This window comes from Paenibacillus polymyxa (assembly GCF_015710975.1).
Classification (GTDB): domain Bacteria; phylum Bacillota; class Bacilli; order Paenibacillales; family Paenibacillaceae; genus Paenibacillus; species Paenibacillus polymyxa.
Genome location: NZ_CP049783.1, coordinates 2,459,800 through 2,479,401, shown reverse-complemented (window position 1 = coordinate 2,479,401; position 19,602 = coordinate 2,459,800). Strand labels below are relative to the sequence as shown.

16 protein-coding genes are annotated in these 19,602 nt (G+C 47.0%); 2 read left to right on the top strand and 14 right to left on the bottom strand.

Translation table 11 applies throughout. From position 1 onward, the window contains the following. Positions 1-214 precede the first annotated feature (214 nt). The 7 genes from G7035_RS11115 to ftsE all read right to left on the bottom strand — a co-directional run bounded on the left by G7035_RS11115 (position 215) and on the right by ftsE (position 7,721). Positions 215-598 carry a hypothetical protein gene (locus tag G7035_RS11115; RefSeq protein WP_016822956.1) on the bottom strand — a complete coding sequence of 128 codons (384 nt, stop codon included), beginning with the start codon at positions 596-598 and terminating at the stop codon, positions 215-217. Positions 599-871: 273 nt separating this feature from the next. After that, positions 872-1,429: a class I SAM-dependent methyltransferase gene (locus tag G7035_RS11110; RefSeq protein ID WP_019688761.1), complete on the bottom strand. Its 558-nt coding sequence runs from the start codon at positions 1,427-1,429 to the stop codon at positions 872-874. Between the two features lie 178 nt (positions 1,430-1,607). Beyond that, positions 1,608-2,924 (bottom strand): PDZ domain-containing protein, encoded by a 1,317-nt coding sequence (locus G7035_RS11105; RefSeq protein ID WP_019688762.1) that lies wholly within the window; start codon positions 2,922-2,924, stop codon positions 1,608-1,610. Between the two features lie 164 nt (positions 2,925-3,088). Further along, positions 3,089-4,555, bottom strand: a complete 1,467-nt coding sequence (locus G7035_RS11100) for a S41 family peptidase (protein ID WP_016822953.1) — start codon at positions 4,553-4,555, stop codon at positions 3,089-3,091. 205 nt (positions 4,556-4,760) lie between these two features. Beyond that, positions 4,761-6,044, bottom strand: coding sequence for a murein hydrolase activator EnvC family protein (locus tag G7035_RS11095; protein ID WP_019688763.1), 1,284 nt, complete (start codon positions 6,042-6,044; stop codon positions 4,761-4,763). Between the two features lie 83 nt (positions 6,045-6,127). Next, positions 6,128-7,045: a permease-like cell division protein FtsX gene (gene ftsX / locus G7035_RS11090; RefSeq protein ID WP_016822951.1), complete on the bottom strand. Its 918-nt coding sequence runs from the start codon at positions 7,043-7,045 to the stop codon at positions 6,128-6,130. Next, positions 7,035-7,721, bottom strand: coding sequence for a cell division ATP-binding protein FtsE (gene ftsE, locus G7035_RS11085; protein WP_007432660.1), 687 nt, complete (start codon positions 7,719-7,721; stop codon positions 7,035-7,037). Before ftsE ends, ftsX begins: the two co-directional genes overlap by 11 nt. 223 nt (positions 7,722-7,944) lie before the next feature. On the opposite strand from ftsE, the gene G7035_RS11080 reads away from it, so the two are divergent. After that, positions 7,945-9,363 (top strand): VanW family protein, encoded by a 1,419-nt coding sequence (locus G7035_RS11080; RefSeq protein ID WP_019688764.1) that lies wholly within the window; start codon positions 7,945-7,947, stop codon positions 9,361-9,363. A 72-nt stretch (positions 9,364-9,435) separates the two neighbouring features. On the opposite strand, the gene G7035_RS11075 is transcribed toward G7035_RS11080, so the two are convergent. Next, positions 9,436-10,590: an S-layer homology domain-containing protein gene (locus G7035_RS11075; protein WP_019688765.1), complete on the bottom strand. Its 1,155-nt coding sequence runs from the start codon at positions 10,588-10,590 to the stop codon at positions 9,436-9,438. 267 nt (positions 10,591-10,857) lie between these two features. Between G7035_RS11075 and G7035_RS11070 the strand changes: the two genes are divergently transcribed. Then, entirely contained in the window at positions 10,858-11,646 is a 789-nt protein-coding gene (locus G7035_RS11070; protein WP_019688766.1) for an alpha/beta hydrolase, read from the top strand. An 81-nt stretch (positions 11,647-11,727) separates the two neighbouring features. Here G7035_RS11070 and G7035_RS11065 read toward each other — a convergent pair whose 3' ends face one another. The 6 genes from G7035_RS11065 to G7035_RS11040 form a co-directional block, all read right to left on the bottom strand. Next, positions 11,728-13,362 (bottom strand): glycosyltransferase family 39 protein, encoded by a 1,635-nt coding sequence (locus G7035_RS11065; RefSeq protein ID WP_019688767.1) that lies wholly within the window; start codon positions 13,360-13,362, stop codon positions 11,728-11,730. A 105-nt stretch (positions 13,363-13,467) separates the two neighbouring features. After that, complete coding sequence (locus tag G7035_RS11060; protein ID WP_019688768.1) at positions 13,468-15,069, bottom strand: glycosyltransferase family 39 protein; 1,602 nt, start codon at positions 15,067-15,069, stop codon at positions 13,468-13,470. Beyond that, entirely contained in the window at positions 15,066-15,485 is a 420-nt protein-coding gene (locus G7035_RS11055) for a GtrA family protein (RefSeq protein ID WP_013373353.1), read from the bottom strand. The genes G7035_RS11060 and G7035_RS11055 overlap by 4 nt, the downstream gene beginning before the upstream one ends. Beyond that, on the bottom strand, positions 15,448-16,455 hold the full coding sequence (locus tag G7035_RS11050) for a glycosyltransferase family 2 protein (RefSeq protein ID WP_016822946.1): 1,008 nt from the start codon (positions 16,453-16,455) through the stop codon (positions 15,448-15,450). The genes G7035_RS11055 and G7035_RS11050 overlap by 38 nt, the downstream gene beginning before the upstream one ends. A gap of 23 nt (positions 16,456-16,478) precedes the next feature. After that, positions 16,479-18,938 carry a cyclic di-GMP-binding domain-containing protein, MshE-related gene (locus tag G7035_RS11045; protein ID WP_016822945.1) on the bottom strand — a complete coding sequence of 820 codons (2,460 nt, stop codon included), beginning with the start codon at positions 18,936-18,938 and terminating at the stop codon, positions 16,479-16,481. Continuing rightward, positions 18,931-19,182, bottom strand: a complete 252-nt coding sequence (locus G7035_RS11040; protein WP_019688769.1) for a hypothetical protein — start codon at positions 19,180-19,182, stop codon at positions 18,931-18,933. The genes G7035_RS11045 and G7035_RS11040 overlap by 8 nt, the downstream gene beginning before the upstream one ends. Between the last annotated feature and the right edge of the window lie 420 nt (positions 19,183-19,602).

Below are 19,602 nucleotides of genomic sequence, written 5' to 3'. Positions count from 1 at the left end.
CAGAAGTGCTCGGATCTTCAAATGTTGTAATACAGCTTTGCTATACGTTCTACCGACCAAATCTTCATATCGAACCATTTATGGGACGTAATGTCCATATACATAGATTATTCCATATATCCATATAGCAGAACATTGACTAGAGTTAACTTATTAAATAACTTTATAGCCTGAGTATAGAAAAAAGCCCCTTAGCCAAGGGGCTTTTTTATCTCTACCGTACTTTATCCTTTTGAATAAGCTCATAGTAAATTCGTGCAGGCTCGGCATCTCCAGTAGATAAAATGTATTCTGCTAAAGGTGCGCACAGCTTTTGGAGATAGAAGGAGTACAGCAGTTCAGCTGTGTCAAAATGAATGTTCAACACTCGTTTCATCAGTTCTTCAAATTTGTTATAATCCAGTTCTTCCGGGCTAATATCAAAGGGGTATTCTGGAAAGGCTTTTTTTTGAATCTCAACAAATTGATCCTTAAGTTTGGGTTGATTGCCTGATCGTGCAGCCGAAAAATTCATCATAAAAAAGGATACAAAATCTGTCTCACGGTCGCTTAACCCATAATACTCACACCAGCGCATGAACATCAGCGGTTTTACCATATATAAATCTCCTTTAACAAAAGTTCAGATTTATTATGAATCTTACAAAAGTCTAACAGGTTCCAACTTATGTAATATATAGGTTAAGCCCCATTTTAAAATATGATTCCTTAAATGAATTTTGCCATTTAACATAACCCTTATCTTATATTTCCATAAAAGTGGACAACAAAAAAGACCGTTTCAACATCTTAATGATGCTGACCCAATCTTCTCATAATCATCCGTATATGGATATTCGTATTTATTCTAATCTTCTACATAGCTGAAGGGTCACAGGCTGCAAGTAAACACATAGGCTGGCGGCACATTATAATTTACCTTTTTAATCTGGATATCTGCAAAGAAAGTACGGAAGAAATTGTGCTTAACTTTGCTATACTGGAACGTAATAAACTTGCCTTCTTGGCCTAACACCTCGGCCGTTTGTCCCAAAATGAGGCTGGATAACGCGGCGGGTAAGCTGGTGAAAGGAAGCCCCGATACGATATAATCCACCTTCGAGACTTGGTACTGTTCCATATACCGCGCTACATGCTCGGCCGATCCATGAATGATGTGTACCCTCTCCAGGTGACCATATTTGCTTTGTAATTTTTTATAAAACGATTCATTTGCCTCAATCACTAACAGTAACGTTTCTGGACGCTTGTTCAAAATCAGCTCTTGCGTAAACACACCAGTCCCTGCCCCATATTCAATAATGCACGAGGCTTTGTCAAAGTAAATCGGTGTCGCTATTTGCTTGGCCAGCTGTCTTGAACTGGGTATTACAGCGCCTACGCTGCGTGGGTGCCTGATGTACTCTCGAATAAAGTGAATCGCGTTCATCTTTTCCTCTCCCTGCTTGACACACATGATAGGCATTCGGTTCATCAATGTTCCCATTACATTATTCATTGTATACCGATGAGAATATTCATTTCAAGCAGGCTGCTGTCGCCATATACAAAAGAGGGTAGCCTTATTCGATTCTAATCAAATAATGACTACCCTCTTATTGTAATATCTATTGGTCCATGGTGTCCAAATGCGTACCCTCTGCCTTGGATGCCTGTCCTGCTTTGCGTCGTCGTGCACCTATGTGCATGGCCACAATTCGGTAGATGGAGGCCGGCTGTATGGATACGGCCCAGCCTGCGTCTGCATCAGGTGCAAGCACGACCCCTAACTGATGATGATCGCCATCGTACATGCCTCGCTGTACAAACTTGCTCTCCCCTTGCAGATTGCGTACCTCCAGCTTACAGAAAGCAGAGTTGATCCGCAAGGCCTGATGCAGCTCGGCACGGCTGTTCACGACCATGCCATTCACACGGTATATGGCCTCACCCGGCAGTATGCCCATAGCTGTCGCCGGACTATCTGGCAGCACAGCGAGAACACGCATCCCTTGCTCGGGATGTACAAACATCGGGCTAAGACGGCTTTCCTCTATATTGCCGTACCAAATCAGCGCCTCATGGGCCAAGAAGGAGAACAACGCTGCCAGCAAGATTAGCGGACTCCACCAGGCCGCCAACAGGCTTAGCAGAAGCAAAGCCACACTGTACAGGAGCAATCGGTTCGAAGTAAGTACTGCCTTCTGTCGGGGTAGCTGGCCGAGCGTCACACTGCTAAAGCCCATCAGGACTGGCAGAGCTGCTAGCATATACCCTGTTCCGGCATCGCCGCCGAACAAAGGTGTCCAGGGGAGCACGAATCCTCCCTGAGCGGGTACCAGTAATAGCAATGGAATGGGCCAGAGATCTTCCATACGATAGCCACCAACCAATCTCCCCCGTTTGCCCTCGACGAACAGCGGAGTAGCTGCCTTTCCTCCTTGCCAGCGAACCAACAGCGCTTCAGCCACATGCAGTACAGCAACCAACACTAAGAGTGCTGGAATATCCAATCCACGGATAGCTGCTACCGATGTCCCGAGCACTCCCCCAGGCTGCCAGCCACTGGCTATGTTCAGAAAAAATTGAACTACACCTAGCAGACCAACCGAATAAGCAAGACACAGGTAACGGACGCGTATCAGCATGAGCAGTAATGTGGCTATCCACAGGCACACGATGGAAGTCGGGTTCAGATGCACGCTGACGAACATCCCTAGAACGGATAGTGCCATCCCGGCAAGCAAGCCACTCCATACGACACGCCAGGTTTCTGCAGCCCAGCTATGCATTCTAGTATGAAATAGCTTGCGCTCCAGTAGCATTTGCCGACGATAGCCAAGCGCGACAATGAGTATCGAGATATAATAAAACGGCTGCAAAAGCAGGTACAAGCAAGCATTCAAGACGCTCCATCCCCATTGTAATGCCCATTCCAAGTCCATTCACACTCCTTATGCCCCAGGTCCGCTGTATAGCGGAGCACGTACATTTCATATCCATTTATTTTATATGAAATTGCCAATGTAGGGAAGACAAACCGACAGACTGCAAATAAATCCCAATAAAAAAGGAGGCTGTTTCCAGCCCCCTTGTTGTAGCCTCACTATTATTTCGCTACGCCTGTCTTCATTTCCTTCCGAATCTCTTCAATCCCCTGCTTGAGTTGATTATCATTTTTCGGATCACGAATTTTTTCAATCAGCTTGGCTTCCATCGCTGATGCTGTCTTCGCATCAATAATGCCGTTAGCCGTCAGCTTCGCCTCTTTTTGGAAAGCCATAACAGAGCTTTCAGTCACTTTGTCAAAATAGCCGTCCTCGCGACCTGGTTTGTATCCCAAGCCTTGCAGAATGATTTGTGCATTTTTCACATCGCTGCTATTCATATTGTATTTCAAGGACTTTTCCTTGTTCAGCGGTGCTGCCGTAAAGTATTCAGGCTGGTCCACCGCGATGTCCGGCTTAATCCCTTTTTTATGAATCCATGTTCCATTTGGCGTTAGCCATTTGGCAATCGTGATTTTGAGCAGGCTACCGTCACCCATTTGCTTGTCATAGCTGGTTTGTACAGTACCTTTACCAAAGGAGTTTTCTCCGATCAACACTGCGCCAGCGGATTGCTGGAGAGCACCTGCCAGAATTTCGGACGCACTTGCGCTACCTTTATTCATGAGCAAAGTCACCGGATAATTTTTGCGTGAACCTTTGGACTTCTCTTCCTCACGCTTCTGATTTTTGTCTTCCACTTGTACAATCGTTTTACCGGAAGGTACAAATTGCTGTGCAATATCAATGACAACAGAAAGTACCCCACCTGGGTTATTACGCACGTCAATGACGAGTCCCTTAAGCCCTTGTTTTTCCAGCTTGGCTAACTCTTCCTTGAAACGTTCTGCCGTATTTAAGGAGAACTGGGTGATCGTAATGACGCCTACTCCATCACTTTCCATATGAGCCGTTACAGTTTCCATATCAATGTTGTCACGGGTAATCGTGTATTCGAGTGGATCAGGAGAACCGTTACGCTGAATTTTGACTTTTGCCTGACTGCCCTTTGGTCCACGAATTTTGGAAACGGCCTTGTTCAGATCCAAACCGTCCAGTGTTTCACCGTTAACAGACAATATAATATCCTTAGCGCGTAGACCCGCCTTTTCAGCCGGAGATCCTTTAATTGGTGTGACTACGACTACTTTCCCATTTTCAGCCGCTACTTCGGCTCCAATCCCGGTAAAAGAGCCTTCTATGGATTGCTCGAACTGTTGTGCAGTTTCTTTACCCATATAAGAGGAATACGGATCGCCAAGCGACTCCATCATTCCATTGATGGCGCCATCCACCAGCTTGGTGCGATCCACATCCTGATAATATTGTCCCTGGATTAGGTCCATCGCTGTCTCAATTTTGCGGATATCACTTCTGGAGGAGGAACTACTCCCCGTTACACTCGCCAGCAGTCCTTCGCCCAGAGCGCTATTCCCTACTGTGGTTGTTCCAGTATAAGCAAAAGTGAGCAGACTGCCGCCAAGCAGCCCGATCACCATCAAGAGTACCGCTGTACTTTTCTTCAACATCTAATCGTCCACCGCCTTCTCTTTATCTTGTATCCTATTTCCCTCACAACGCATCCATTCACGAAGTATACGTTTAGCTTGTACGGAATATGTTAATTGTATCCTACTCCGTGTTTCAATGCACATGTTCTTCATTGGATATGAACCATTAAAGCAAAACCCTATCTACAACCGGATTGGTTACAAATAGGGCTTACCTTATCTATTATAAATAGTTCATCGGATTTACAGGTTTGTTATTCTCGCGCACTTCAAAATGACAGTGAGGTCCTGTGGAATTCCCCGTCGAACCCACTTCCGCAATTTTTTGACCGCGTTTCACGGTTTGCCCCGTATGAACCACCGTACCGCCGTTGCGAATATGTCCGTATAGGGTCCATAGTCCGTCTCCGTGGTCAATGACAACCGTGTTCCCATATCCGCTCCACCATTCAGCAACAATGACAACACCGTCCTCGGCTGCATGAATGTCGGTTCCCTGCGGAGCCGCCAGATCAATACCTGTATGGCCTTTAAGCTTGCCGGTTATCGGATGTACCCGCATGCCAAAAGTAGATGAGAGTCGGTAATGGGCTACAGGCGTAGCCAAAGTACCTGATCCGCCCGTATACGTACTGGCTGCCGTATGGCTGGAATTCGAGGCGGCGCCTGAGGATGAAGATGCAATTCGCTTGGCTGCAGCAGCACGTGCAGCTGCTCTAGCGCGTGCTGCTTTGGCAGCCTGCTCCGCTCTGAGCTTGTTCTTCTCCTGCACCAGCGCCACACGTTTGTTCGCGAGGGCTACCAGCATATCGTTTTGCTCTTCACTAATTTCATCCGATTCAGCAATATCATGATCGTAGTTGGCAATCAGTCTTTGCTTCTCTTTTTCCTTCGAATTCAATTGAGCTTTGGCGTCCTGCTTGAGCGCATACAGCTTCTTGGCATTTTTATATTCCGTATCAAGCTGCTTTTTCTTGCTAACGACCAGAGCCTTGTCCTTTTTATGCTCGTCCAACAGAATTTGGTCCTGCTCCACGATCGTTTTCAGGGAATCTACCCGACTGAGAAAATCACTAAAGCTGGTCGAAGACATAAGCACGTCCATATAGGAGACCGTTCCATCCGTATACATGAGACGCACACGAGTTTCCAGCATTTTTTCCCGCGAATTAATGCGATCAATTGCTTCGGCCAAATCTTTTTTAGTCGCACGCAGATTATCTTCCGTTTGATCGATCTGAACCGCTACACGAGTCAGCTGATCACTGACGCTGTTAATTTGAGCAAGTACCGTTTTCAGGTTTTGTACGGTTTTATTTTTGTAATGTTGAGCATACTGTTTATCTTGAGCAGCCTTTTGCTGCTGTTGCTTGGCAGATTTGGCTTGCTTTTCTAATTGGCTCAGTTGCGAATTGATCTCACTTACGCTTTTGGCATATCCGTCAGAAGGCTGGATTAGCAATGCAGCTACCAACGTAGCAGCCAACACAGATCCTATTTTTTTCAACTTGCACTCCCCATCCTTTATCGCAAAATAACACCGGGCTTCCCCGTTCTATTGAATGACTACGACGTTCCACCAAATGCTTCTTAGACTTTCAAGAACTTGCGCATGGACAGGGTACTGCCAATAATTCCGACCAGCATCCCCAAAATAACCAGCAATGCACTCAGCTGAATCCAAATGCCTTCAAGCGGCATAAGCTTCAACATATTGAGAGCGATATCTCCCTGAACGGCTGTCAGCAAACGCTGATAGCCTGTAAATAAAATTCCTACAGTAATAAGAGAACCAATAAGACCAATAAGCGCGCCTTCGATAAAAAACGGCCATCGTATGAAAAAGTTGGTCGCACCGACCAGCTTCATAATGCTGATTTCTCTGCGTCGTGCCAATATCGTTACTCGAATGGTATTCGAGATCAAGAACATAGACATGATCGCCAGTCCGGCGACGAATATAAAACCAACATTGCGGATCAGCTTAGTAATGGTAAAGAGCGTCTCTACAGTGCCTTTGCCGTAACGAACCTTTAAGATCGGTTTTTCAGGATGCAATGTATTCAGCTTCTCAATCTTCTCGGCCACAAATGGAACCGTCGTTGGTTCAATAACCTCTACCACGATTTTGTCCGGCAGTGGATTGCTGTCCTTGTCAAAACCCTCCAGCAGATCCTTGCCACTGTCTCCCAAATCTTTGCGAAGCTCCTCCAAACCTTGAGCTTTCGTCACAAAGGTTGTTTTGCTGATTTCCGGCATTGCCGCGATTTCCTTTTGCAGCGTTTCACGCATGCTCTGATCGACATTGAGCTCCAGAAATACGTTAACTTCCACCTGACTATCTGCTTGATCAGCCAAGGAGTTGACGTTAAGCACCAGCATAATAAACACGCCCAGTATGAGCAGTGACACAATAATTGAGGTGACGGATGCTACGGACATCCAGCCATTGCGGAATATGTTTTTGAAACCTTCCCGCATATGACGCAAGAAGGTATTAAAAGTCATATCCGTACTCCCCTCTTACCTGGTCTCTTACGATATTGCCATTTTCGATGGCAATGACGCGTTTACGCATGGAGTTCACGATGTCCTTATTGTGTGTCGCCATCACAATGGTCGTACCCCGAAAATTAATTTCATCCAGCAACTGCATGATCTCCCACGATGTTTCGGGGTCCAGATTCCCCGTCGGTTCATCAGCAATGATGACCGAGGGATTGTTCACGATGGCCCGTGCAATTGCTACACGCTGTTGCTCCCCACCAGAAAGCTGGGCAGGCTCACGATTCATTTTTTCTTTCAAGCCAACCAATTCGAGCACTTCTGGAACCCGCTTGCGGATCAGCTTCTTGGGAGCCTCTATAACTTCCATAGCAAAAGCCACATTTTCATAGGCTGTCAAACGCGGCAAAAGCCGGAAATCCTGAAAAATGACTCCGATGTTACGACGAACGTAGGGAATTTTGCGCTGCTTGAGCTTCCCAATATTAAAACCATTGACTGAAATTTGTCCCTTGGTCGGTACTTCTTCTCTATAAATAAGCTTCATAAAAGTCGATTTCCCCGCTCCAGACGGGCCGACTACGTATACGAATTCATTACGGTCAATTCTGACCGATACTCCTTGAAGTGCGTGGGTCCCGTTCGTATAGGTCTTCCACACATCCTGCATTTCAATCACTCGATCACTTCCCGCTGCTTAATCATGTTACGTATAACCTATTATCCATTCGACATATTCCATGCATTTCCTTTAAAAACTTCTGTATTTCATCATACCGTTTATCATTGTAACAAATTTGTTACCTAAATAGTACCGAAAGTTTTCTGCTTTTGGCACATATATATGAATATTATGGCACACGAAATGCTATCAAGCTTATCAGACAGGAGACATCTGCATTATGAAAAAAATTCATTTATCTGTCATTTGGATATGGTCTGGTGTTCTGGCGCTGGCTATGTTGTGGGGAGGACTTCATCTGTACGCCGATAGACAAACACTACCGGAGGGAGTGCGGATCGGAGGAGTCAACGTAGGCGGCATGGATAAAACGGACGCTCTTCGACTGGTGGAGAAAAAACTGGATGCATTGAAGCAGCGCCCTCTGCTCTTCACGGACAGTGACAGCAGTGCACAAGATATAAAGCTAACACTCGGGGAAGCAGGGTTCAGTTATAAAGCGGAGGCATTCCGAAATGCGGTAAAGGCACTCAGCGCGAAGCATCTATGGACTCGCGTACAGACACGTTTTAGCTTCGAGAAGGAATGGTCTATCACACCTTTCCAGCAAGAGAAGATCTTAAAATCCCAATTTGGAGCTGATTGGGAGGAGCAACGATACGGCATGCCTATCAATGCGGTGCGTCAGATTGATGCAAACGATCAGGTTCGTTATATTCCGGGGCGCTCTGCCCGGCGCTTGGATTGGCCCAAATTGGACGTCGTAATGAAGCAGGCACTCCCCAAGGATTTTACGACTTTGGAGGAGCCGATCCGAGTGGAATTACCGTTCCACCAGTTGGAGCCGAAAATTACGGTCGACAGTCTGCGCAGCGAAGGTATAGAGCGAAAAATCACCCAATTTTCCACCAGTCTCGGCAGCAGCTCGGAAGGACGTGTGTATAACGTTAATTCGGCGGCAAGCACCGTTGATGGTTTAATTCTCAAACCAGGTGACATATTTGACTACGGCCAGGTGATTGCCAAGGCTGAGCGCACCCATGGTTTTCGTGAGGCTCCAGTAATCGTGAACGGACGGCTGGAGTCCGGCATTGGCGGTGGGATTTGTCAGGTATCCAGCACGGTCTATAATGCAGCGCTGCGAGTCGGCTTGGACATTGTCGAACGCCGCAACCATTCCCTGCCAGTCAGCTATCTGCCCAAAGGCCAGGATGCGACCTTTGCTACAGGATCCATTAATTTTCGTTTTAGAAATAATACCGGCAAACATTTGCTCCTACGTGCCGCGGTCCAAAATCGAACGCTTACCGTCAAAATTTTTGGTACATTCCCACCCAATATTTCGTATGAGCTTGAATCTCACACCGTTCGCGTACTCCCCATACCCGTAAAGAGAATACGTAACGACTCACTCCCCTCAGGCTTCTATCAAGTCATTCGGCAGGGGAAAGAAGGGTATGTGGTAGAGACCTTTCGAATAAAAAAGGTAGATGGAAAACCCGTCGAGCGCACCCGAATCAGCCGCGATACGTACCGGGCGCAGCAGCGCATTATAGCTAGTTATGGCGGTAGCACATCGTCTGAGCCACAAAAACGCGAACTGGAGAAACCTATTGTGGAAGATGGCATAAGCGAATAAACGAAAAAATCCCCCTTCACTACTGGCTGGATTGGTTCCAGACAGAGTGAAAGGGGGGTTTTTGTTTCTAAATTACTCGCTGCGTTTACTCAAAACCGAGATTTCTACAGGCTCACTTTCATGGCCGTCTGTATCTTTAGCTTTGATCACCAGTCTAACTGTCGCTTTTTGAGTAAGAACACTGATGCTAAATGTGCCGTCATCTTTGGCTACTGCACTGCCGATAGGCAGATCGTTGGAATAGGCAGTTACTGTGGAACCAGCTTTTGCTGTTCCTGTAATTGTACCTTCACCATCGTACACATCGTTGACTTTCAGTGCATTCGAAGTAGCATCCGCGTCAGTAGCTGTGTCTGTAGTCGTATCGGTATTTGTAGTTGTCTCTGTGCTTGTCTCTGTTGTTGTAGAGTTGTCCGTAGTAGTTGTACTATCTGTGCTAGTACTTGTGCTGCTATCTTCTGTTTCACTGCCAGAAGTAGTCGACGTATTACCGTAAGTGGAATTGGTCACGTTACTGTATGTGGAATCCGTTACCGTTCCACCAGGAGTCGTCGTCAGATTATCAACAGGGCTCAGGTTATAACCGGATGCAGCATCCAGAATAGCAACCGCCTCTGCACGAGTCAGCGGCTTCAGTGGCTGGAATTTACCATCCGGATAACCGTTGATGATTTTTTGCTCCGCAACAGCCGCTACACTTTTCTTCGCCCAAGATCCAATTTTGTCGGAGTCAATGAATTTAGTAACATCTGCTGCGTTACCCGCAGTCAGCCCAATAGCTTTGCCAATAATCGCAGCTGCTTCCTGACGTGTTACCTTACCATTTGGTTTGAGCTTGTTACCTGCATAGCCGCTTATGTAGCCAGCATTTACGGCACTAGTCAGTTCGTTGTATGCCCAGTGGGATGCCGGAACATCTGTGAACGTTCTGCTTCCATTACCGTTGATTTTCACACCACCTGCATACGTTACGTCTGTCACTGCTGGAAGTTCCTGTGTGAACGTTCCCAAGCTGCGGTTCAGAAGAACGATAAATTCTGCGCGTGTGATCGCCGCATCCGGTTTTACCGCCCCATCCAATTGCCCTGTAGCTGACCAGCGTTGCACCTGATCTCCTGCCCAATGGCCGCTTGTAGTTAGAGGAGCAGCTGCCGCTGCGCTGAATGCGCTAAGAATAAGACCTGTACTCAGTACACCTGTAATTGTGGTTCTTAACTTTTTCCCCATGCTATAAATTCCTCCCTCAGATTGGATTCATCAATCTTTTTTAAACACTTTACCAGAAATCAAACCCAAATAACCCCTAAATTAAAAAAATCGTCCCATATAACCATACCCCCTCCTAATGTAGGATAAATAAGAAACAGGACTTAATGCCTAGTCATTCACTTGGATATGTATATTTGGACAGGTTAAAGTATACTGAATGAATAATCAGTTGTAGGCTGGGACAGGTCAAAGCGATTGCAACCCCCTAGGAAAAGAGGTTTTCTTATGGCTCTAATTCAATGTCAGTTTTATTCGGAAGTTCTTGGTCTAAGCACATCCATGAATGTTATTCTTCCGCAGGCAACCCGCTCACAGATTGGAATGGAGGGCAAGCAAGGAACAGGGCCACATCCGACACTGTATTTACTGCATGGCCTGTCGGACGATGATTCAACCTGGCTGCGTCGAACCTCGATTGAACGCTACGTCGCCTCTATGGGCCTAGCCGTCGTCATGCCCCAGGTACATCGGAGTTTCTATACGAATATGGAGCAAGGAGCGGCTTATTGGACCTTTATCAGTGAAGAATTGCCGGCTTTGGCACGTTCATTCTTTCCTCTGTCGGACAAACGTGAAGACAATTTTGTAGCTGGTCTTTCTATGGGGGGGTATGGTGCCTTCAAACTGGCACTCCAGCACCCAGAACGCTTTGCAGCCGCTGCCAGTCTTTCGGGGGTTATGGATTTACACGCATCCCGTACCGATCCTATGCAAAATGCCATGAGTCCAGCGGAATGGCTTAACATTTTCGGGCCAGATGAAATACGTGGAACAGATCACGATTTGCTGGAGCTGCTACAACGTCATACCACCGCGGGGACCTCACTCCCCCGACTCTACCAATGCTGCGGTACGGAAGATTTCTTATACAAGGGAAATCAGACTTTTCGTGAAACATGCACCTCTCTTGGAGTTCCACTGACCTACGAAGAAGGTCCTGGAACTCATGAATGGGGATACTGGGACGCCAAAATTCAGGATGTACTGGCATGGCTACCGCTTAAAGGACACTAAACAGGCAAAAAAATCCCCGCAGCCTTCCTCCTCGCACCATGCGAAGGGAATAGGCTCCAGGGATTGTTGTTATGCCTATCATCAGGGATTAGTCGTTGTCTCCGTCGTTAGAGATCCATTAGTTAGTGCCTTAGGCAACACTTTATACAGGCGCCACTCGCCGTTAAACTCACGTTCAAGCTGAACCCATGGGGCACCATGCTCATATAAATTCGGATATACCATATTAATCTTACTCAGCGGCATGCCTGACATAATCTTAGGTACAAGGATATAGTCCACATGATTGTCCTGCGGATAACTTAATGCTTTATTGAACGCATAATCACTGGTGATCAGAAAACGTTTGGGATATTGGCTGTAGACGATCATCGTGTAGGCTGAAGCCGAATCTGTCATAATGGTAGACTTCGGCAGATGCTCATCCAGCCAAACGGCAATCTTACGATCTGATTCTTGTCTCACATAGTTTACATTCCCCGTGCGTGTGAGAAAGCTATTCTCATCCGGTGCAATATCCGGGCGAGTCAACGCATAGGAGAGTAATCCAGCGGTAAGTAGCAGACTGACGGACACTAGACCAAAGGCCGCCCTCCGCCAACGTCCCTGAAGCTGGCTCAACTCATAAGGCAACCAGGCTACGGTAATTGGGAATACATACATAAAGTAGCGGAACCAACCGTACGAGGATTGCCGCATCATAAGTAAAAATTGCAAGCCTGGTACAGACAGGAACAATAACAAAATAATCAAGGTTCCCCACCGGAACAAGCGTCCACTCAACAGACGAATGAACAAAATAGCAAACAACGGTACAGAATACCAGATAGTTTTGGATGCAATAAACTTCAAAGCCACCAGCGGATTGGAGAAAATCTCTACAAATTTATCATCATTCAGCAGCTCTGCCGATTGGGCCGTGTTCGAGTACTCTGAATTCAGGAAATAAAAAGCGTTCCCCATAATAAGATAGTTAAAGAAAATCCACAACAGTCCGGAAAAGACCACGGGGAGCAGAAGAAGCAACCAGGTTGCCTCGACTTTATGTAGCTTTTCCCGCAAGGCCAGTTCACGTCTACCCAAGTTGCGATGAAGAAATAAAATCGCCAAGACCACGCCAACAGCCATGGCCACGCCCAGAGGCACCGCTTCATAACGAGTCCAAAACGCCATGGCAAGTGCTAACCCAGAAACAATCAGACTTGCCGTCATGCGGTCCTTGAGCCACAGCGCAAATTCAATCACCGTCATCATAATGAAATATATGTATAACGAATCGCTTAGACCGTTGGCACCAAATAGTAAAATAAACGGATTCAGTGCATACAACAAAGCTAGCAGCAAGCTCATCCTAGAGCTAATCCCTGTTCTGACACCCGCCCGATATAGCAGCATAGCGGTCAAAGCAGAAAAGGTAGCACTCAGAATAACAGCAGCCAATCCATAGGAGGCTAATGCCGGAAAGATTGGATACAGCAATAGAATCACCATTTCCAGAAGACTGGGTAGTGGATTCCAGATAAATCCGATAGCGCCCAGATGCGGGTCGCGGCTGTACAGCACATAAAAGGCGTTAGCTACCCGACTGAGCGCGTCTGTGTGCATATATCCCAGAACATAGCTGAAATAGATGCCCGCAGATAGCTCCAATGCAAGTATAAACACAAACAGACCTATAGCCATCCATCTGCTTGCAGACCATTTGCGAAAGGACATTCCTCTCGTTCCCCCTCAAACTTCTTGCGGTGGTGCAGCTGTAGGGAGCTTACGCCCTCCAGCTGTATCCTTCCCTCCGCTACGATGCACTAAAATACAATAAAATTATTGCAGTTCTTCATGCTCTATCTTGTACAATCGCCACTCCCCGTCAAAATCATGCACCAACGAGGCCCATGGCGCCCCCTTTTCAAACAGATCAGGATAGTTCCGGTTCACCTGATCCAGCGGTACCCCTTCTACCAAGCGCGTAACCAAAACATAATCCACCTTGGAAGCGGGCAGATCCGTTAAAGATTTCCCAAAATCATAATCACTCGTTATCATAAACTTCTTCGGAATTTTACTGCTCAAAATAATCGGATAGGCCGTATAAGAATCTGTCAAAATGAGAGATGAACCATAATGTTCATCCAGCCATGACCCTATTTTCCGTTCAACAATTTGTCGAGTATAGCTTTCATTGCCACTATGCGTCAGATAGCTATGCTCATCCGCCGCAATCGCGGGATTCGTCAGTGCGTAGGATAACAAGCCTGCTGTTGCCAACATTCCTGCCGTTACCAGTGAGATTCCGATCCCCCGCATTTTCCCCTTCAACAGACTAAGCTCATACGGCAGCCAAGCAACCGTAATCGGAAATACATACATAAAATATCGGAACCAGCCAAACGAAGAATGCTTAAGCATCAGTAAAAGCTGGAGCCCAGGTACTGATAAAAAAATAGCCAGCAGCGTTAATGTGCTCCAACTCCACAGACGTTTGTCCAATAGGCGTATAAGCAAAACGGCAATCAACGGAGCCGCATACCATAAGGTCCGTTGCCCGACAAACTTTAGCATCAGCATAGGGTGAGCAAACATTTCTACAAAGCGTTGATCCTCCAGCAAAGCCGCTGATTGTGTGGAATTGGAATATTGCGAGCGTAAAAAGTAAAGCGGGTCGCCCATGATAATCCAGTTAAAAAAGAGCCACAGCAAACCGGAAAAGACAAGCGGCAGCAACAATAGAAGCCATGTCGCTTCTACCTTGTACAGGCGCTCTTTTAAAGACAATTGCGTTTTAACGTTCTCTCTGTTTGTACGCCACCGATGCAGAAAAAAAATCGTCAGTAATACGCCCAAAGCCAGCGCAACCCCCAGTGGGACTGCTTCGTAGCGAACCCAAAATGCCAATGCAAGCGCAAAACCGGATACGATCAAATTCGCCGCCTTGCGATCCTTAAGCCACATACAGAATCGACTCACTGTCAACAGGATAAAAAAGATATAGGGCGAGTCACTCAAGCCGTTGAAGCCAAACAGAAACATAAACGGATTCAGTGAAAATAACAGCGCAATTAGCAAACTAGTTACACCGTGAAGCCCTAGTTCTTTTCCCGTCCCGTACAATAATGCTGCACTCGCCCCAGCAAACAGGCTGCTCACAATCACTGCTGCCAGCCCGTGGGAAGCGAGTGCGGGAAACAATGGATAGAACAACAGTACAATGAGTTCCATCAAACTCGGTAGTGGATTCCACACAAACCCAATAGCACCCAAATGCGGATCACGACTATACAGTACATAAAATGCATTTGCTACTCGACTGAGCGCATCGGTATGCATATAGCCAAGATGCCATGCAAAATAAACACCCACGGCTAATTCTAGAGCAGCAATACAAGCAAACAATGACAACAACTTTCCATGTTTCCTTACGATCATGAAACCTCTTTCTGACGCTGTTGCGGAACGGAGAAGATCCAATAGCGGTTCCAGATATAATTATGAACTGGCACGATGATGGTAGTTAAGACTTCACCGATCAGATACGACCAACCAATCCAGTGAATGGTTACGTACATCAGAGCGGCATTCAGGAGCAAGCCGCAGGTGCAGACCAATAAATATTTAAGAAACTGAGTGCGGCTCCCTTCGCCGGTAGGCTCGAACGTCCAGTTACGATTCAGCACATACGAAACGAGCAACGTAACGATAAAGCCTATGGTAGTAGCCGTTACTGCAGGTATTGCAAACAGCTCCACCAGCAGCACAAGTACACCGACGTGAATGCCTGTACCCAGCAGTCCGACAATACCGTATTTAATGATTGGATACTTTAGATACGAACGTCTGATCATGTTGATTAAACTCCCTATCCACCCACAGTCGGTCAGCATTCGCCCGTTTATCTGCAATTAGATAACGGGGTCTGGCTTTGACTTCGTGATATATGGCGGCAATATATTCTCCTACCACTCCAATCGACAGCATAAGTACACTACCGATAATCAAAAGCAGTAAAATGACAGTGGTAAACCCGGTCACAGCGTCACCCGTTATTTTGTGCATTAAGGTTTGAATCCCCAACACGACCGAAATCAGCATGAAAATGAGACCCATTAAACTCACTACCCGCAAAGGTACCGTCGAAAACGAAACGATCGCTTCCGCAGCCAATCGAAATAGGCCTAACGGACTCCAGCGGCTTGGACCCTCTTCTCGTGGAGCCACCCGGAATGTAATCTGGGTTTTACGAAAACCGAGCCAGGCGGTCATCCCGCGAAAAAACGGCATACGCTCTGGCATCGCCATCCAGGCATCCACCACTCTTCGATCCAGCAGCTTATAATCGGAGGCATCCTTTAGATTAAAGCCCGTCAAACGATTCAAGGTTGCATAGAACAAAGAAGCTCCGAGCTTTTTGCCTACAGACTCTTCTCCCCGAAATTCTTTCACACATTCAACTAAATCATAACCTTCATTCTGCCATAAACGCACCATTTCCCCGATCATCTCAGGAGGATGCTGCAGATCACCGTCCATGACAATGATCGCATCGCCAGATGCATTTTCCAAACCTGCGCACAACGCCAGCTCCTTACCAAAATTCCGACTCAGCCGGAGTGCGAGCAAAGAGGGCATACGACGGGACAATTCGGACAACTTGAGCCACGTATCGTCTTTGGAACCATCATCTACAATAATAAGCTCATAATGTGAGGTGACGACAGACAGCACCCCATCAATCACCTTAAGTGAACGCTCAAGGTGTGAGCCTTCATTGTACATGGGAATGACGACGGATAAAAAAGGATTTTTGGTCTCCATTCTTGCTCCTTCTTTCTTCATATTCAGGAGGACTGTGCCGGGGTATCATCCAAGTCATGCATATCGGTCAGACCATGCGTCGTCTTTTCCCAATAGAACGGCTTGGTTATAAGCTGCCAAGCTGCTTTTATCGCAGCTATACTCATAAGTACCCAATATAACGGCGAGAGTAGCCCATATTTGACCATCGCGTATGAAAATGTTCGTTCACCGCGTTCTTCCAGCTCACCGATGACCCAATACATGCCGGCCACATTACTGAATACGAACAGAAAGTTACCGATATAAAATTCCGCGCTGGCCAAGTAGTACACATAACCCGGGAACAGCTTGGGAATAAAGGACAACTCCCAGCCAAACCATAAAATAAGCAAGCCCCAAAAAATCGGGTTTAGCAATGGCAACATCGGAGTCGCCAGAATCATCACCTGAAAACCGAAAAATCCTTTCCAGCCCACTTCGCGCACCAGCTTAACCGGATTGCGCATATGAACCAGCCATGTCTGCATATATCCCTTGATCCAACGTGAACGCTGACGAATCCAATTGCCCACGCGGCTGTTCGCTTCCTCCCATGTGCGGGAATCGACAATGGCCGTTTTATAACCACCTTTATACAGACGAATGCCCAGATCGGCATCCTCGGTTACATTATAGGGGTCCCACGCATTGATATCTTTCAATACAGATACCCGGAAATGATTGGACGTACCGCCCAACGGAATGGGGGTGTCTAACTGCATAATTCCTGGCAGCAGCAATTCGAACCACATACTGTATTCTTGTGTGAACCAGCGGGTCAGCAAATTTTGTGTGCTGTTAAAATAATTGAGCTTCGCTTGAATACACGCATAATTCTCAGGCAGTGAATCAAACGCTGCAATGACCTTTTTAAGTTGGTCAGCATCGGGGCGATCCTCAGCATCGTAAATGACGACAAATTCGCCGCGGGCCCGAATAAGTCCATAATTACATGCCTTCGGCTTAGTTTTCGGCAAGCCGTCGGGCACGACCAGTGTCGTGTAATACGCTGGCAGCTTCATTTCCCGTAGCAGCTCAATCGTCTCAATGTCGTCCTCTTCGATCAGCAGCCGTACATCCAGCTTGGACTTTGGATAATCCAGCTGTTCCAAATTCCGCAACAACATCGGAAGCACGCCCGCTTCCTTATACATCGGAACAAGAATCGTATAGATCGGCAGTCTTTTTTCATCCATGGCGTCTACCTCTTCCTTCGTGAAGCGAAGCTGCGCCCCACGCCGGGAACCGAGATAGATAATACCAAATTTGAATAGCGTCATAGCAAAATAAAACAGCTGAATCATCATATTAATGATCAGCACCGTTTTCCAACTGTTCCAGAGGAGGCCAAGCAGTGTGATCATTCCCATAGCTGCAAACACCCAGAGCTGTCCCTTGGTAAAGGTGGTCCGCGCCGAATTATGCGGTTCTTTTTCCAATAGCCCGGTCGTGCTCTCTTGCATCATTTCCTCACCGTAGATTTTACCCCAGAGCTGCTCCATCTCTTCCTTCGTTGCAAGTACTTGCTCTACCGGCATACCCAGAATTTCTTCCAGCTTCAAGCGTCGCTCCTCTGGCAGTGGATCACTGACCGCTACAATATAGCGGTTCATATATTGGTGGATGACGACCACGCCATAAGCCATGGCCACTTGCTCAGGTAGCTTGTACGCCGCATCCAGCGCCAACTCCTCACCAATACGCCCGATTCGGTTCTGTGTAGCAATCGCGCGGTACAAATCCGCTGGCTCCAACATTTGCAATGATAGCAAGATGTCGCCGAGCAGTCCGCCGCTCTTCGCCTGGAACTCGAGCGCACGCTCTAGCTGCTCCGGTGTAATATAGCCGGAACGAACCAGCATATCGCCCAGTCTCTCCTTGGACTCATCACCGTCAATTTGCTCTTGTAGCTGCTCAGCTGTAATGAAGCCCATCTCTACAAGAATATCGCCCAGTCTGCCACCGTAACGCTTCTGGTTGCGGATAGCATCTGTCAGCTGATCCCGGGTAATCATCCCGTTCTCCACCAGTTGATCTCCCAGACGGGCCTTGCCGTTTCGTCCGGTCTGCGTTCCTGCTGCCGCCTCTCCGCCTTCTGCACCAGGGATACTGGAAGCAAGACCTATAGCTGCTCCTGCCGCTGCTTGTTCCTGCCCAGATGCATATTGGACTTGCGCCTCCTGCACCTGTCCATCCTGTATTCCTTCATCCAGCAATTGTTCCACAGCTGCTGCTGTATCATTGGCATTCTGTAAAGCCTGAATACGAAGTTCTGTATCCTGCAGTCGCCGTTCCAACTCTTCGATATGAAAATCAAGCTTGTACAGTATCGGGGCCTGCTCTGCACGCTGAGCCTCTAGCTGCTGTTGCAGTTGTTCGATTCGCTGACGCTCTTCTTTTATTCTTCTCTTGGTTTGGCGAATTGAAACTCCTCCAACCTGCCACCTAAGCTTGTCACCCATGAATTCCCGCCCTTTCAATCCAGCGCCGCTCTTCCGCAAGCGCGTCCGCAAGCAGCTGCTTTAACTCGGCATCCCGCTGCTTCTTCCGCTCCAGCGCCGCGTGGAAAAGCTCCCGCTCCTCACGTAGCAACTTCTCTGCCTGGATTCGCTCCTCATGCAATGAGGATACCAATTCATCGGCGTCAGAAGCGCGATAACCGATCCAAGCGCTCTTTAGCTGACGCGTCGTTCGTTTAGTTCTCATAATACCTCCCTGGATCGTCCCGACTCTGTCTTTTGCTATGTCGCTATTTCCATATTGTTACCAGCCGTTCTCCCGAAACCAGGACACACCTGTGTTCTCATTTAAGCTCTTCATTTACACATTTATGAAATTCCCCTGGTCGAAAAAGCCATTAAACACTTGACAATGATTTATCGCATATGCTTCTCGTTCTACTAAATTGGTAATTCAATGAAAAACTTAGTGCTATTCTACCATAATCCTAGTAGGCGTAGTATACAAAAATGTAAATTCTAGAAACTTTCACACTAATGTATGAATGGGTCTATAGAACTACGCGAGTCAAACATCGTAGACGATATACTTCCAATAATTCTATGTAGTTCATGATTATTCCGATCATAAATCTTTCAACCCTCTCGGAAAACACAAAAGACACCG